This window comes from Pedobacter nanyangensis, assembly GCF_003313505.1.
GTDB lineage: Bacteria > Bacteroidota > Bacteroidia > Sphingobacteriales > Sphingobacteriaceae > Pedobacter > Pedobacter nanyangensis.
Genome location: NZ_QMHO01000009.1, coordinates 158,461 through 173,567 on the forward strand (window position 1 = coordinate 158,461; position 15,107 = coordinate 173,567).

The window sequence follows — 15,107 nt, forward strand, 5'->3', positions numbered from 1 at the left end:
TTATCCGTTATTTTTTGCTCTTTGTTTGTACCACTCCCTAAAAGATTGTTTGGCTGCTCTTGGCATTTCTCTTTGATGATACCAAGGGTTCAATTTATTGTTAAAAAGATATGGGCCAATCATCATCAATCTGCGTCCTACTTTACCTACCCAAGCAAATAAAGATGGATGGGCGAACAAAAAGCTCATTGCTTTCATTGCCCATTTTTTCTTCGCATCTACATAACCTGCGCCAACCAATTCCTGTCGCCATTGATAAAGCTGGTTATGAATATCAATTTTAACCGGGCAAACATTAGTGCAAGAACCACATAAAGTGGAAGCAAAAGGCAAATCCGCATGTTTTTTCATATCCAGATTGGGCGCCAGAATAGAGCCTATGGGCCCCGAAATAGTGTATTGGTAGCTATGGCCTCCACTTTTTCTATAAACGGGACAAGTGTTCATACAGGCTCCGCATCGAATACATTTTAGAGCGTTCCTAAAATGATCCCTCCCCAATTGCTGGCTCCTACCATTATCAACCAATATGATGTGCATTTGCTGGCCCAAACGGGGAGTCCTGAAATGGCTGGAATATGTCGTAATAGGCTGTCCGGTTGCACTGCGAGCCAACAACCTCAAAAAAATTCCCAAATGCCTGCGCTGGGGAATAATTTTTTCGATACCCATTGATGCAAGGTGAATATCTGCCAAGTGCGCTCCCATATCTGCATTGCCCTCATTAGTGCAAATCATGATCTCTCCAGTTTCGGCTACGGCAAAATTAACTCCCGTTAGAGCTGCCCTTCTAGTCAAAAAAACATTCCTCAAATCTTGCCTAGCGGCTTCGGTCAATACTTGGGGGTCTGCCTCACCAGCAGGCGTATCCAAATGTTCATGAAACAGTTCCCCTATTTCTTCTTTCTTTTTATGGATACAAGGCAAGACAATGTGACTTGGCGGTTCCTTTGCCAACTGCACAATCCTTTCTCCCAAATCCGAATCGATGACCTCAATTCCATTATTTTCCAAAAAAGTATTCAAATGGCATTCTTCTGTAAGCATCGACTTACTTTTTACCATTCGGTTAATGCCATTTCCCTTTAAAATTGACAAAACAATCTCATTATGTTCGGCAGCATTGGCAGCCCAATGTACCTTTACGCCATTGGCTAGCGCTTTTGCCTCAAACTGTTCTAGGTATGCACTCAAATTAGAGAGTGTATGCTGCTTAATCTGCGAAGCATTTTCTCGTAACAGCTCCCATTCTGGTAATGTATTTACAGCTTTATCACGCTTTTGACGTATCCACCAAAGGGTTTCATCGTGCCAATTTACCCGCTGTTCATCAGCATTGAAAATGGCCGACAGCTCAGAATGATCTTTCATTGATTATCTAATTAACTGGCATTTAAAATTTCTGCGATATGAATGACCTGCACTCCACTTCCCTGTCTTTTTAATATCCCCTCCATGTGCATGAGACAAGACAAATCAACTCCGGTAATGTATGTAGCTCCGTTGGCAATATGATCTGCAACCCTATCCTTCCCCATTTTTACAGAAACGGCTTCTTCTGTAACACAAAATGTACCGCCAAAGCCGCAACATTCGTCTTTGCGAGAAAGTGTAACCATTTCTAGCGCTTCTACCATATGCAGTAGCTGTAAAGGTTTGGAAAATGCTGGCGCTACCAATTCGCTCATTTGCGCTAATTTCAACCCTCTCAAACCGTGGCAACTTTGATGCAAACCTACCTTATGCGGAAACCTCGCTTTCAAGTCCTGTACTTTCAATATGTCTACTAAAAACTCTACTAGCTCGTATATCTTCGCCTGTATTTGTTTTGCTTTCTCTGGATACTTTGATGAGTGCAAATGATCTTTCAGGTGCAGTGCACAACTTCCAGATGGGCAAATGATATAATCGAAATCAGCAAAGTTTTCAGTAAACAGTTCATCGCAAGCTTGCGTTAAATGGGCAAAGCCCGAATTTGCCATCGGCTGGCCGCAGCAGGTTTGCCTTTCGGGGAAATTTACTTTCACCCCTAGTTTTTCTAGCAATTCTAATGTTGCTATGGCCGCCTTGGGGTAAAACTGATCTACATAGCAGGGAACAAATAATCCTACGGTCATCATCATTTAGTAATCGATATAATCAGTGTACGGCGATTTGTTCTTTTGCGTTGTTTTACCCTGTCTTGTTTCATACAAACGATAACCAATTTCCCTTATTTTTGCGATGGTTTCCCAATATGGGGTATCACAGATATCCACCATCCCAACTTGAAAATTCTCGCCATCAAACCTGCCAGTAGTAGCTTGGTCTGCAAATTGGTGCCAATGTGTGCCAATGATACTTGGATGCCTTAAAGCCGATTTCACATAGTTGAAGTAGGCCTGTCCTCGTTCTTCTTGATTTTTAGTTTTGATTAAACTGGGATGAAAAAGCCCTCTATCCAAAGCTCCAAAATGGAATTCGCCAATTAACACGGGCTTATCCAGATTGTTTGGCAGTTTAAAATTATCGAGTGTTTGTGCGTAAATGTTATAGCTCATCACATCGCAATATTTAGCGCCTATGGTAACCGCATTAATATTCGACCTTGCAAAGCGACAGCCCAGATAAAGTTTATTTGGTGCCACTTTTTTAAACTCGGTTCTTACTTTTTTGAAATATTCTTCGGTTATTGCTTTGCTAAAGGCAATGCAATCTACTTTTGAACCTAAAGGAGCTTTTTCTCTACTTTCCAATAGCAACTGCCAATCTTTAAAATTAGTTTTCCAAACGGTATTTAATTGCTGTATGGTTTTGTATTTGGTTTTAAGTGTTTTTACAAAAGCTATTTTTGCCGCCTGTGTAGCTGGCGACTGTAAAGTCCATTCGGCCAAAGTGGCTTCTTCTCCCCAGTTGATTTCGTTATCTACAAAAAAACCTAAACACCATGGGTCGTTCAATTCCTTCTCCCTTTCCAACAGTTGCTTTCTGAAGTGGATGGTAAATTGTGGATCAAAAGGATCGTTAAACTTCCACCACATTCCTTTACTACCTTCGATATAAGGCGATTTCAACTCAATTCTATCAGTGTAAACCGTTTTACGCTGCATAAAAATCTGCTTATCCGAGCTATTGGCAATAGTGTTCAGTCCCCAGCTTTTTAAGCGCTGATGCGCCAAATCTGCATAAATTTCACGCCAATGCTCACCATATTTACGTTTGATATTGGCCGCTGAGAAATCATAGGTACTGTCAATATTTCTGGCGGTGTAATAGGGCTTCAGCAATTCGTCGTGAGTGGTATAAAATTCAGCAAAGGCGTCATCTTTTTTGGGCAAACCAGAAAAGTAATGTTTCCTACCATCCAAAGGCGTAATTCCGGCATGTGGTGTTACCCTAACCACACCATGCGACCAAAACAGGTAGCCTTCTGGATCTACCATCCACCATTTACCATCTATTTTTTCTACGCGAAAGGAACCCGTAGCCTTTAATTTTGGACCACTTTTCCAGCCGCCAAATTTTGACCTTTCGATTGGGCCAGGGTATTTTTCTAAATCTGCAAATTCTTTTTGCCCTTGGTCTTTAAGCTCCTGGTCGTTGTGTATCTTCCCGGGCCATTCTTGGTACTTGAATTGACCGTACTGGTCTATAAAAGGGAAAAAATCTTTTTCTTGCAAACTCATCCAAGCAGGATTAGCTTGTTTTTCTCCAACTTCGGCTTTGATATAATTGACACTCCAGTTCCAGTTGTACCGAGGTTTATTGACATACACCGATAGCGAAACGACTTCCTTCAAATCTATGTTAGCAATTAGCCCCCATTTGGTAAAAGGTGTCATCCGCATTCCCACCAACTGTTCATCTATCGCTTTAGAAAAATCATTCGGAAGTGCAATACTCACTTTATTAGTTTGGTTAGGGGCTATATATATTCGCTCTAAAAATACTCCCCGCCTTTTGCCCATACTTGCTCCTTTATTTTCCAATACTACGGTCAATGGCAAATCTCCCAACAAATCATGATTGGTAATTTCAAGTACAAGCTGATTGCATTTAGACAGATCCCAGTTTCCTTTAATTTGGATTCCGGGAGCTTCTTCTTCCTGCTTTGTTTGCACATTGAGTGCGTTTCCTTGTAACTTTACGATGCTATTTTGTAGTGCTACAATTGAATTAATAGACCTGTCGGTGCCCTTGAAAAAGTAGATGTGGGGCTCTTCTTTAAACTTAAAAGCAACAAGCATTAAGCCCAAAACGGCAATAAATAAAAAACGGAAATGGTTCATAACATATTATTTAAAGTACTGAGTTTGGTCTGCTGGTCTGATGTCTGTTAAATTTCCTTGGTAATGCCGAAGATTTCTGGCCTGGTAAGGGTATTTCAAAATGGCTTCTTCATGGATATCAATACCTAAGCCGGGCGCATTGCCAATTAACATTTCTCCATTTTCAAAAACGACTTTTTCTGTACTGATTTCGTTTCTGTAAGGAATATCGTTAGACATGGTTTCTAACAGATAGAAGTTTGGAATACAGGCCGCCAGCTGCAAGGTTGCAGCATTTGCTATTGGCCCACTTGGATTATGCGGACAAATTGGGATATGATGTGCCTCGGCCATCGATGCGATTTTTTTGAGTTCCATCATTCCACCGGCGTGGGAGACATCTGGCTGCCAGTAATCGGCACATTCCATCCTCAAATAATCTACAAAATCGTACTTGCTGTACAATCTTTCGCCACCCGAAACTGGCGTACTGATTTTTTTACGAACCCAGGCAATTCCGGCTTTATCATCTGGTGGGATGGGTTCCTCGAACCATAAAATATCAAATTCGGCAAGGGCATTTCCTATTTTTACAGCAGTGGGTACATTGAACCTGCCATGTCCCTCTATAATTAAATGAACCTGATTTCCTACCGCATCTTTTACTGCTCGGATGCAATCCAAGGCTTCTTTTAAGGCTTTAGGATCGATATTCATATATTCTTTACCAAAAGGGTCCCATTTAAGTGCTTTAAAGCCGGCTTTAACCGCTATTTTTGCCTTTTCAGCAAATTCTTCTGGTTGTTTTGCGCCGGCAAACCATCCGTTCGCATAGCAAGGTACCGAAGTTCTTACCTTACCGCCCAGCAACTGATATACCGGTACGCCAAAATGCTTGCCTTTAATGTCCCAAAGTGCCATTTCTACCCCTGCAAGGGCACTCATCAATACTACGCCACCTCTCCAATAAGCATCTCTGTAAATATCGTGCACAATGGCTTCTATATCATGCGGATCTCTGCCAATAAGGTATCGCTCCAATTCTTTTATGGCCGTTTCCACGGTAAGTTCCCTCATTTCTAGGGTAGATTCGCCTATTCCGTAAATTCCAGCATCGGTAAGTACTTTTACAAAAACCCAATTGGTTCTATACGAATGGCAAATAAATGTTTTAATTCCTGTGATCTTCATCTTATGGTACTTTTTTCCATGTCATTAATCGGATACTTTCGGCTGCCAACGGTTCATTTACCGCCACTGCGGCTTTGCCCGGCGCTGTTACGGTTTCGAGTACGTAACCCGGAACATTCAAGATAAACGATTGTGCCTTAGCACCATAGTTCCAAATTAGTACGCCCAATCTGTTCCCATTCTCAAATGCTTTTGCTACTAACTGAGTGCCGGTAAAATCAAATTTCTTTCCATCTATGTATTTGCCGTGCCATAGTAAGTCGGCATTTTCACGCTGAAAATCTATAATTGCTTTGGTATAGGCTTTCATCGCGATTGGATCTTGAGAAGTTACCAGTTCCAAATCGGGCTTGCTGATAACATTTGCATAATCTTCGGGTTCCGGAATGCGGTTTTCTTTTAAATAACGCACATCTGCAGCATATCTTGATTCCAGCTCCTGACGGAAACCATAAACGGTAGCATAGTTCAAAATAAGCCTGTTGTTTACCGGAGAAGGATTTCGGGTAGTAGTCAGCATTTCTGGAAAGGTGTACTTGAACATCTCTGGATATACCGAACTGTAGGCCGTTTTCCCATACTTATCTTCAATTTCCTTTTGTGTAGGCACATAAACGCCATTTTCGTACCCATGAAACCAAGCAACAGCATTGAGTACCACATCACTTAGTCCTTCAGTCATCACGATAAAATCTGGGTTAATGGTTTTCATGGTTGTAGCAATTTTTCTTAAAAAAGCATATCTATCGCCAGTGTACATCACCTCTGGTGTTTTATGGTTATGATTGGTAGCATAGCAGTATTTGGGTGCTGTTACTGCAAGCTGATCGTAGATGATACCATCTGCGCCATAATCATTAGCTTCTTTCGCCAATTGGAGCATCCGCTGGTACCACAAATCGGCACTTAAGCAAGCCAAACCATGAAATCTTGCTGGTGCATCTTTATATTTATGCCATTTTTGGTAATCTAACTGCTTATCTTTTTTAACAATGTTGATGGATTTACCGATAGAATCCCAATAGTTGGTTCCATTTTGGTCCATTAGCTGGCCGTTAACATAAATAATGGAACGTTTACCCGCCTTTTTGATATCAGCTAAGGCTTTAACCAGTGCTTTGTGTCCACCCATTAAAGTATCGGGATAATAATCTGGATAAAAGCGATCGTGACCTCCATGTGCCCAGCCATACAAACCAATGATATCTAGCCCTCTTTCTACAGAAAGTTTGTTCATTTCATTTAGTGCCGGATAGTCCCACATTACTTCATTGTTTTGCTGTTTAAGGATGGTCAACATCCAACCCGAAGCGTTTTTTGCCCAAGTTGGCACTTCTACCAAAGGTATTGAAGTATCAAACCACTTGCGATAAACATCTGCTGCCTGGTGCCAACTCCCTTTAAAGGGATAAATAACCATTGCAGGAAAATCATATTGGCCTTGGGGATGAATAGCAACCTGATGACTGAAAGAAAAATCGTATTGTTTTTGCCCCTCCATATAATTTACGTTGAATATTTTCGAACCGTGCTTAACATCGTGGCTCCCCAAGTAAACTCCGCCATTTTTCCCTTTAAAGGCACACCATTGCATAGTTGCAAATCGAGATGGATAATGTGCCGTTAATCCATAGCTCCCCTTAGCCTTGTTCGAAATCCATGATAAGCCCCCTTTAAAACTCACTTTCCTGGCAGCTATTTTAGCTGTTGGCGTGGCCACAAATTCTTGGCCTACACCGTTGGGCATTATCAGGTTATAATCTTCCATTTTTAAGTTTATACCACTTAAAATAGGGCCGTCAAATTCTACCACTACCAGTTTTTTTTCGTTATTGCGTATTTTAGATGACAGGTTAAATTTTTGGCCTTCGGTAGTGAAAATAATATCAAGTGCTATTTGGTAGCTTTGGGATGCTTTTTTCAATTGCGTATAGCAAACCATAAAACCTCCTGCTATTTTTTTAATGGTAGGGGCTTGTCCTGAGCTTTGCAGCAAGATGGTGTCGAAATTTTGTTCTGGGTCTTCCAGTTTTAGTTTCCATTTCAAATCTGACGGAGAAGTGGCCGGCAAACCATTGTTAAAGTTCAGTTGGATTTTTCCTTTTGCATAGCTAAGCTTACCCGAGGAAGTATTTAACGAGTGGCTGTCCTGTTGGGCAAAACCGGAAAACGAACCCATCAGTAATAGCAGTATTGTTGCAAATCTCATAAAGTGATATTTTAAATTATAGATTAAATATTTTAGCAGTTCCGGGCTTCATCAGCTCGCACTGTAAGCCAAGTTCTGTGGTAGATTGATAGAAAAAATCAGGCGCTACGGTATTCGATTCGAACATGCCGTAGTGCATAGGCACAACAGTTTTTGGACTTAATGCTTTCACTACCTCAACGGCTTCTACATCAGTCATATTCCCCAATTTTCCGTTGATGCAAATCATCATTAAAGACAGGTTTTCTGGCATCTCCTTTTTTAGCAGGGGAATGAGTTCAGGATCTAACAAGGTATCACCAGAAATATAGATCTGATGTTTTTGATAACTGAAAACAAAACCAGTGGAGTATGCATCGGTATGAAAAGCGGGTACGGCATTTACGCTAAAAGTGCGTGAATAAAATACTTCGCCTTTATTTAGTACCTGAAACTGCTTCGGATCAAAACCTAACTTAACGTAGTGTTCTGCTACACTGCTTGGCCCTATAAATTTGCACGTTGGATATTGGTTCGTCAATGCGGTCACTGTTTCTTCGTCGAAATGATCGGCATGGTCGTGGGTGAACAGCACATAATCTGGCTGTAATTCTTCTGGAGCAATTGGAATTGCTATCATTCGCTCTATCCCTCTTGCAGCCAAACTATTTGACAAATATGGATCTACAACCACCTTTGTCCCATCAAATTCGAACAAAAAGCCACCCTGTCCTAACCAAATTACTTTTAAGGTTTCCATTTTTCCCATCACTATCTGATATACATTCCACCATTGATGTCAATGGTAACTCCCGTTAAGTATTTAGATTCATCGGCACACAAGAAAGCAACTACATTGCCCACATCATCAACCGAGCCTAAGCCTAAGGGAACGGTTTTCGCCAATTCCTCTACCCCTGCTTTACCATGTATTTTCTCTAGCAACTCGGTATGGATAATGCCCGGGGCAACGGCATTAACAGTCACATGATATGGCACGCCCGTTCTGGCCAAAGTTTTCATTAAGCCCAGCTGGCCACTTTTAGACGCTGCGTAATGTGCGTGGCCGTACAATGCACCTTGTTGGGCAACCAAAGAAGAAACAAACACAATCCTGCCCGATTTTTGCGTCTTAAAAATTTGCATTGCCTTTTTTGAGCAAAGAAACCCACTGCCCAAATTAACCTCAATCATGTGGTTCCATTCTTCAAAATCCAGCTCAAAAATGTCTTTAGCCTGCGAGGTACCTGCATTATTGATGAGAATATCGAGCTTGCCATAGCGACCTGTAATTTCTTTGAACAGCCTATCTACCTCAGCCTCCCTGCTTACGTCGGCGTTAATCATAATAGCCTCTACGTCTAGTCCTTTCAGTTCGTTTAGTGTTTCCTCTGCAACTTTGTCATCGCCAATATAATTGCCTATAATAGTTGCCCCTTTTTTGGCCAACGCTATAGCAATGCCTTTACCAAGCCCTTGCGATGCACCCGTAACGAGTGCGATTTTACCTTTAAATTCGTACATATATTTTAATCAGCCTTCTTATTGCTTTCTTTTGTTTCTGTTAGTGTTACCGATAGGTCACTTAATTCAAGTGTCCCTATATCAATTTTTAGATCTATTTTTAAAGGATTATTAGGATCAGCTTTAAACTGCTCACGATAATGCTTTTTGCTATTTCTCGTTTCTTCAATATTCAATTCCATGGTTTTCTCCTCAAAAAAACCATACGAGGCTGTTACTATCAGAAAGCCTTCTTTACTTGAAACAGTAAGCGGCAAGCAAGTAATCTTATCCTTATTGATCTGTTGAATGGCGTCTCCCAAAGCGATGGTAGACACCCCAATTTGGTATGAGAAAGTAGCTTTTTGCCGAGGTTGGATAGGTTTTAGAGGTGATAAGAGTTCAATTTCAAGATAAGGTGGATTTTGGTTGGTGTCGTTTGGAAACTCTTTGATGGTGTTCCTAGAGTAAATCATTCCCCGGCCCTGTGTCCATATCTGTACGGTTGAGTGATATGGATAGGATTGGCCTAATTCCGTTTCAAAAAAATTGACATATATCTTTCCATTTTCCTTGTTCAAATAAGCTACCCATCCCTGGTCGCTATCGGCAGCGATCTTTCCAATCAGGTATTGGAAATTGAGTTTCAGGTGTTTATTTTCTATTCTTATTTGCGGGTTGTTAACTAGCCCGTGCATTACTTGAAACCCTGCTGGATAAGTACTTTTTTCTGCCAATGGCAAAACAAGTTCGTAAGATTTATCTTCAAAATTTTCGGCATGCAACTGAGCTACTGGCCAAATGGCCCATTGTTTCACTTCCTCGCTTTTATTCTCAAATACACAATCTACCTGAATAATCGTGCTACGATCATTGATAGCTACTGTTCTTGAAACCTGTAGCCCCGTGTAGGTGTCTATCTCACTTTCCAGATAAAACTCATTCCCATTTTTCTCTAAGGTAAATATGCCTCCATCCAAAACCACATCTGGCGGACCCGGCCAAAGCGTTTTATTACCCCATCCTTGTGGGGCAGGCCAAAGCTTTTCACCGCCATAGTTAATCCATTGTCCCTCAGCTGCTTTATCGCTATAGTTTTCGGCAATGATATTTGATGGATTATTGAACAAGAATGAATAGCTATCTAGGCTGATTTGCATGATCCTTCCGCCAATTTCGGGCACAAACTGAACCTGAAGCCATTTATTGCCACCTTCTACTACCTTGAAATAATCTCGAAAACTCATTTTTTCAGTGTTAATTGTAATTTTTCGAAATCCTTTTTATAAAACCTGCGGTATCCTACAAACAATATAATAGCGCAAATCAACCAAACTACCGACAGCAGAGAAATACCCGAAGCCAAACCTATGTGCGGCTTTAAATAGCCCAGCACCAGAGGTGACAGCGAGCCTACGGAAAATCCGATCATCTGCATCATACCCGAAGCTGAAGAATGGTACTTTTCTGGAATGACATCGAATAGCACGGAGTAGGTATTGGCATCGAAAAATGCCCTTGCAAAACCAAAACCTGCTAAACCGATGTAAACGGGCAGCAAGTTGGTAGACTGTCCCACCAACAAAATGAACGGTATAGCGGCCAACAAACCTATTGCCTGTAGCAACATTCTTTTCTGCGGATATTGTTGGGCCAGTTTATCAGAAAATTTCCCGGCAAAGAAAATGCCCGTAAAAGCGGCAATGTGTGTAAAAAACATCGACATAAAACCCGCTTTAGAAAGTGATAGGGAAAAATTTTCATAAAGATAAGTAGGTGTCCAAGTAAGGTAACCCACCAGAACAAATATCAATCCGCTAAAAGCGATGGTAAGAATGAGTGCTGTAGGGGTTTTAAACAGGATTAATATGGCTTCTGTCAATTTAGGTTTCTCTTCTTCGATTGTTGGTTCAGGCTGTTTATCCTTCAACCTAAAAATCATATAGATACCATGCACAACCCCCACAGCCCCAAAAACATAGAATGCGTTTCGCCAGCCCCAATTTTCGGCAATGTAGCCAGCTAAAAAGCCACTGGCAATAATACCCACATAGTAAGCAGTTTGGTGAACAGACATGGCAAATGCCCTGGTTTCTTTATGGTAGCCCGCCAACAGGGAATAGTTTGCGGGTCCAAACATGGCTTCGCCCAGTCCCGTAGCCGTACTTCTAAACAAGATGAACATCAACAAAGTGGTGCTAATCCCCGTAAGCATGGTTGCCCCACTCCATAAAATGATACTAAAAACGATGATCCATTTCTTGCTCCAGCGATTTCCAAGAATACCTGAAATGGGAACAAACAATGCAAATACCAAATTAAATACCGTGGCTATCAATCCAATTTCTACATCGGTTAGGTGCATGTCGGCCTTGATAGAGGGCAATACCACGTTGAATATCTGCCTATCTGCCTGATTTAGGAAAAATGCCATCCATAAAAGGAAAAGCACTTCCCACTTGTATCTCTTGCTAGTGTTCATCTTTAATATTAGGTGGTTAATAGTTTAGGAATGCGCTTAAACCCGAAATCATCTGCGTTTGCTGGTACACATTTCCAAACCGATCTGTTGCTTTAACCATGTATTTTGCGCTGGCATTTTGCGGTCTGTAGTGGAAAATATGGTCTGGTCTTCTAAACCATGTAGTTGAAGTGTTTGGCGTTGCTGGTTCTGTCTTGCCTAGTCCTTTAAAAAACTGATAAGCTGCTTTATCATAATCTTCCATTCTACTCATATCTCCGGTTTTTACATCGTTCTCAAAAAATTCCACTTTCCATGTATCGTCTACATTCCATATATTGGCAGTAACATAGCCAGAAAGATCGCCAAATGAAAAGGCAGGATACATTCTTATCTGATAGTTTTTATCGAAATTGGTTGACTTGTAGTACCAATTGCTAATGGTTTTATCGGAAATTTGATATACACCATAACCATTTGGCGTTCCATCGGCGTTGATAGTTCCTGTCCACCAAGCGCCACAAGCAGCAGCATGTACGTGTTCATAGGTATTGGCAGAAACCAGTACATTTTCATTATAATGCGTATGCCCCGACATGACGTGTACTTCTTTAAATTCTGACATCAGTGCCTGTGCATCTTTTAGCCTGGCTACACTGCTACCATTACGTAAAGGAATATGTACCGCCAAAATCAAGAGCTTTTCTTTATCCACAAATTTCAAATCGTCCCTTAACCATTTAATTTGCTGCTCTGTAAAGCCTGCCGTATAGTTCTGCTGACCGGTGTACAACACATCATCCATCACCACAATATGCGCATTGCCCCTATCAAAAGAATAATTCACCGGACCAAAAACGTCCTCATAACCCATTATTGCATCAAAGTCGTTATTGGTGGTCTGCAGATGATCGTGGTTGCCAATTACCGGAAATAGTTTGATATGGTCTGATTTTACTGAGGTTTTCATGGGCTGCAGTAACGAAGGCGCATCATAGATGATATCGCCCAACATCAATCCATAAACGTTGCTGTGGGTTTTTGCCGAGTTGTTGATATCTGCCATCGACTCTTTTTGAAAACGTCCCAAATCTGTGTTAGTTCTTACCTGTGGATCGGCAATGGCATAAAGCGTGAAATCTTTTTCAATGCCGTTTTCCAGCATCTCTAAAGCGAAATCTTGCCTAAAGATAGCTTGCTGCTTATCAATTTTCGCATAAAAATCGGGCAGGCCGTCTTTCATCTGCACTTTTGCTATAGCTGGAATAACATAGTGAACAAACCTGGCATTAGCGGAACGGCTAAGCTGATAAACGCCCTTTTCATCAGTTTGTACTACGCTGTAACCATCACTTACAGCAACGCCCTTAAGAGGCTGCTTTGTTTTTGCATCGGTAATGATCCCAACTAGGTTCATTCCCAATTTAAGATCTATGCCCTCTAAATTTGTTTGAAGTGGCTTTGTTGGTTCAACCACTGGGTCTTTCTTTTTAGAGCAGGCGGTTAAGCCGCAGCAAAAAAGTATCAGCAAGCTAAATTTTAAAGTATTCATCATGACTATTCCGGCTGATAGGTTAATAATTAGGATTTTGCTTCAAATTAGGGTTGATCAATATATCTGATGCAGGAATAGGCCACAAATAGTGCTTGTTCTTATCAAAAACCCTGGTTGATAGCTTTCTTATTAACGATTGGTTCATTGTAGCAAAATTTGGTGTGCCATCGTCATCAATGTCGGGAGTGCCCGGAAAAAACCATAAACCAGGTACGACCAATTTAGTACGCAAATCGCTATTAGCTGCCAACAATCCATAATTGGGCCTATTCATTACCTTTTCTGCCAGTTTCCAACGTCTTATATCAAAATATCTCAATCCTTCGAAAGCCATTTCCATTCTTCTTTCCATTCTTAGCTGCTTCCTTAGCGCCGCTTGTGCCGTTACGGTAACCGCCGGATAACTTGAAGTTTGCGAAACATTTACACCATAGGCTCTTGCCCTTACCTGGTTAATGGCGTCCAGTACAGAAGCATCAATGTCATTAAGCTCAATTTTAGCTTCGGCATACATGAGCAGTACATCTGCGTATCGCATCAATATTTTATCTGGTGCGGCCTGCAAATCATCGGTCCAATCGCCATCTATACCTTTTTTCAATACCAGTCCGTTATAGGAAGCATACTGATCGCCAGCTTTTGAGTCTTTATTGGCGATATAGATCCCACTGGTATAGCTCCATACTTTAGAAGAATCTGGATGTGGCGAATAAGTGAAACCTAGATGTGGCTTATCAAACTCTGCAATAGTTGCCGTACATCTAGGGTCTCTGTTTAAAAATGGTTTACGTGGATTGTAAAGAGGCGATTCATCAATAGGTTTGCCATCTGTGCACAGATAGGAACAGAAAAGATCCCACGATGGATTACCTGTACTGGTTCCTCCTACCGTTCTTGGCAAGTAGGCAGTGATATTCCCTCCCCTTAAAGCGGCATTGAAATCGGCACTTAGCTCCACGGCACGCGGAATGATAAACACAGATTCAACTGAATTTTTTGTTTTCGACAAAAAAAGTTCCGGGTATGAGGGATATAAACGATATTTCTGCAACTTGATACATTCATCGGCGGCATTTTTTGCGGTTTCCCAATCTTCCATGTACAAAGCAATTCTTGCTTTCATTGCATAGGCCGCTCCTTTTGACACCCTTTGTATCTCATTTCCACTAAAATCAACAGGAAGGTTTTGGATGGCATAATCAAAATCTTCATATACTTTCTGTAGGGCCACGGCCTTTGCTGTTCTGCCCATTTTAAAGGCTTCCTCTAATTCTAGTTCCTCATTAAAATATACCGGATCTCCAAAAAGTGTAATGATTCTTGAATATTGACAAGCCCTAACAAATCGAGCAGTAGCTATATATTTGCGATAATCTTGGTCGCTAAGGTTGGCTTTTGCCCTGTCAATATTTGCCAATATGGTGTTGGCTCGACTAATGGCCTTATAGCTGTAAGACCAAATGCCCCCAACCATTGCCGTTTGGCTATTGAAAGTGCCGTTGGTAAAAGAGAGTAAAGTTGTTCTATTGGTCCAATCATCTGCCAGCTCATCAAAAGCTGCTGTAGCTGTTGGTATTTCTGTTTTTACTACTGGCCAAAATTGGTGTAAGAACAATGTATTTAGGCTCATTTCTATTTGAGCTTTGTTGGTATACCAAGTTTCATTAGAGGCCTCTGATAGGGGATGTAAATCTAGCTTAGTACAGGAAGTTAATGCTGATATCCCTAATATCGATACTAAATATCTTAATTTCATTTCATTAAAAATTAATAATCATTATAATTTAACTGACAGCCCAAATACGATTGATTTGGTGATAGGGTAGCCCGTACGGCTTACCTCTGGATCCCAGCCTTTAGGATACTTGCTGAAGGTAAAATAGTCTGTTATGTTGGTGTATAGTCTAGCTCTGGGGGATATTCCAAAAGTGGCCACCTTTTTTTTCTTCAAAGTGGCCACTT

General features: G+C 41.1%; 12 protein-coding genes. All 12 read right to left on the reverse strand.

The features are described from left to right. On the reverse strand, positions 1-1,371 hold the full coding sequence (locus DUT71_RS14930; protein WP_113663343.1) for a lactate utilization protein B: 1,371 nt from the start codon (positions 1,369-1,371) through the stop codon (positions 1-3). An 11-nt stretch (positions 1,372-1,382) separates the two neighbouring features. Then, positions 1,383-2,117 carry a (Fe-S)-binding protein gene (locus DUT71_RS14935; protein ID WP_113663365.1) on the reverse strand — a complete coding sequence of 245 codons (735 nt, stop codon included), beginning with the start codon at positions 2,115-2,117 and terminating at the stop codon, positions 1,383-1,385. A gap of 6 nt (positions 2,118-2,123) precedes the next feature. Next, a complete protein-coding gene (locus DUT71_RS14940) occupies positions 2,124-4,268 on the reverse strand; it encodes a beta-galactosidase (protein ID WP_113663344.1) in 2,145 nt (714 codons plus the stop codon). A 6-nt stretch (positions 4,269-4,274) separates the two neighbouring features. After that, a complete protein-coding gene (gene dgoD, locus DUT71_RS14945; RefSeq protein ID WP_113663345.1) occupies positions 4,275-5,438 on the reverse strand; it encodes a galactonate dehydratase in 1,164 nt (387 codons plus the stop codon). A 1-nt stretch (position 5,439) separates the two neighbouring features. Next, positions 5,440-7,647: a DUF6259 domain-containing protein gene (locus DUT71_RS14950; RefSeq protein WP_162796063.1), complete on the reverse strand. Its 2,208-nt coding sequence runs from the start codon at positions 7,645-7,647 to the stop codon at positions 5,440-5,442. Between the two features lie 16 nt (positions 7,648-7,663). After that, the gene (locus DUT71_RS14955; protein ID WP_113663347.1) at positions 7,664-8,395 is read right to left on the reverse strand and encodes an MBL fold metallo-hydrolase; all 732 of its coding nucleotides are present in this window, start codon (positions 8,393-8,395) and stop codon (positions 7,664-7,666) included. Positions 8,396-8,397: 2 nt separating this feature from the next. Next, the gene (locus DUT71_RS14960; RefSeq protein WP_113663348.1) at positions 8,398-9,150 is read right to left on the reverse strand and encodes an SDR family NAD(P)-dependent oxidoreductase; all 753 of its coding nucleotides are present in this window, start codon (positions 9,148-9,150) and stop codon (positions 8,398-8,400) included. A 5-nt stretch (positions 9,151-9,155) separates the two neighbouring features. Further along, a complete protein-coding gene (locus tag DUT71_RS14965) occupies positions 9,156-10,376 on the reverse strand; it encodes a DUF4380 domain-containing protein (RefSeq protein ID WP_113663349.1) in 1,221 nt (406 codons plus the stop codon). Further along, entirely contained in the window at positions 10,373-11,611 is a 1,239-nt protein-coding gene (locus DUT71_RS14970; protein WP_113663350.1) for an MFS transporter, read from the reverse strand. The genes DUT71_RS14965 and DUT71_RS14970 overlap by 4 nt, the downstream gene beginning before the upstream one ends. A gap of 16 nt (positions 11,612-11,627) precedes the next feature. Next, on the reverse strand, positions 11,628-13,145 hold the full coding sequence (locus DUT71_RS14975; RefSeq protein WP_113663351.1) for a calcineurin-like phosphoesterase C-terminal domain-containing protein: 1,518 nt from the start codon (positions 13,143-13,145) through the stop codon (positions 11,628-11,630). Between the two features lie 19 nt (positions 13,146-13,164). Continuing rightward, positions 13,165-14,901: a RagB/SusD family nutrient uptake outer membrane protein gene (locus tag DUT71_RS14980; protein ID WP_113663352.1), complete on the reverse strand. Its 1,737-nt coding sequence runs from the start codon at positions 14,899-14,901 to the stop codon at positions 13,165-13,167. Positions 14,902-14,922: 21 nt separating this feature from the next. Next, a partial coding sequence (locus DUT71_RS20395) for a hypothetical protein (protein ID WP_205313959.1) occupies positions 14,923-15,107 on the reverse strand: 185 nt, incomplete at its 5' end.

Coding starts and splice junctions, on each gene's coding strand:
- DUT71_RS14965 (WP_113663349.1), bottom strand. CDS start 10,376: ATGAGTTTTCGAGATTATTTCAAGGTAGTAGAAGGTGGCAATAAATGG.
- dgoD (WP_113663345.1), bottom strand. CDS start 5,438: ATGAAGATCACAGGAATTAAAACATTTATTTGCCATTCGTATAGAACC.
- DUT71_RS14930 (WP_113663343.1), bottom strand. CDS start 1,371: ATGAAAGATCATTCTGAGCTGTCGGCCATTTTCAATGCTGATGAACAG.
- DUT71_RS14975 (WP_113663351.1), bottom strand. CDS start 13,145: ATGATGAATACTTTAAAATTTAGCTTGCTGATACTTTTTTGCTGCGGC.
- DUT71_RS14935 (WP_113663365.1), bottom strand. CDS start 2,117: ATGACCGTAGGATTATTTGTTCCCTGCTATGTAGATCAGTTTTACCCC.
- DUT71_RS14955 (WP_113663347.1), bottom strand. CDS start 8,395: ATGGGAAAAATGGAAACCTTAAAAGTAATTTGGTTAGGACAGGGTGGC.
- DUT71_RS14950 (WP_162796063.1), bottom strand. CDS start 7,647: ATGAGATTTGCAACAATACTGCTATTACTGATGGGTTCGTTTTCCGGT.
- DUT71_RS14960 (WP_113663348.1), bottom strand. CDS start 9,150: ATGTACGAATTTAAAGGTAAAATCGCACTCGTTACGGGTGCATCGCAA.
- DUT71_RS14970 (WP_113663350.1), bottom strand. CDS start 11,611: ATGAACACTAGCAAGAGATACAAGTGGGAAGTGCTTTTCCTTTTATGG.
- DUT71_RS14940 (WP_113663344.1), bottom strand. CDS start 4,268: ATGAACCATTTCCGTTTTTTATTTATTGCCGTTTTGGGCTTAATGCTT.
- DUT71_RS14980 (WP_113663352.1), bottom strand. CDS start 14,901: ATGAAATTAAGATATTTAGTATCGATATTAGGGATATCAGCATTAACT.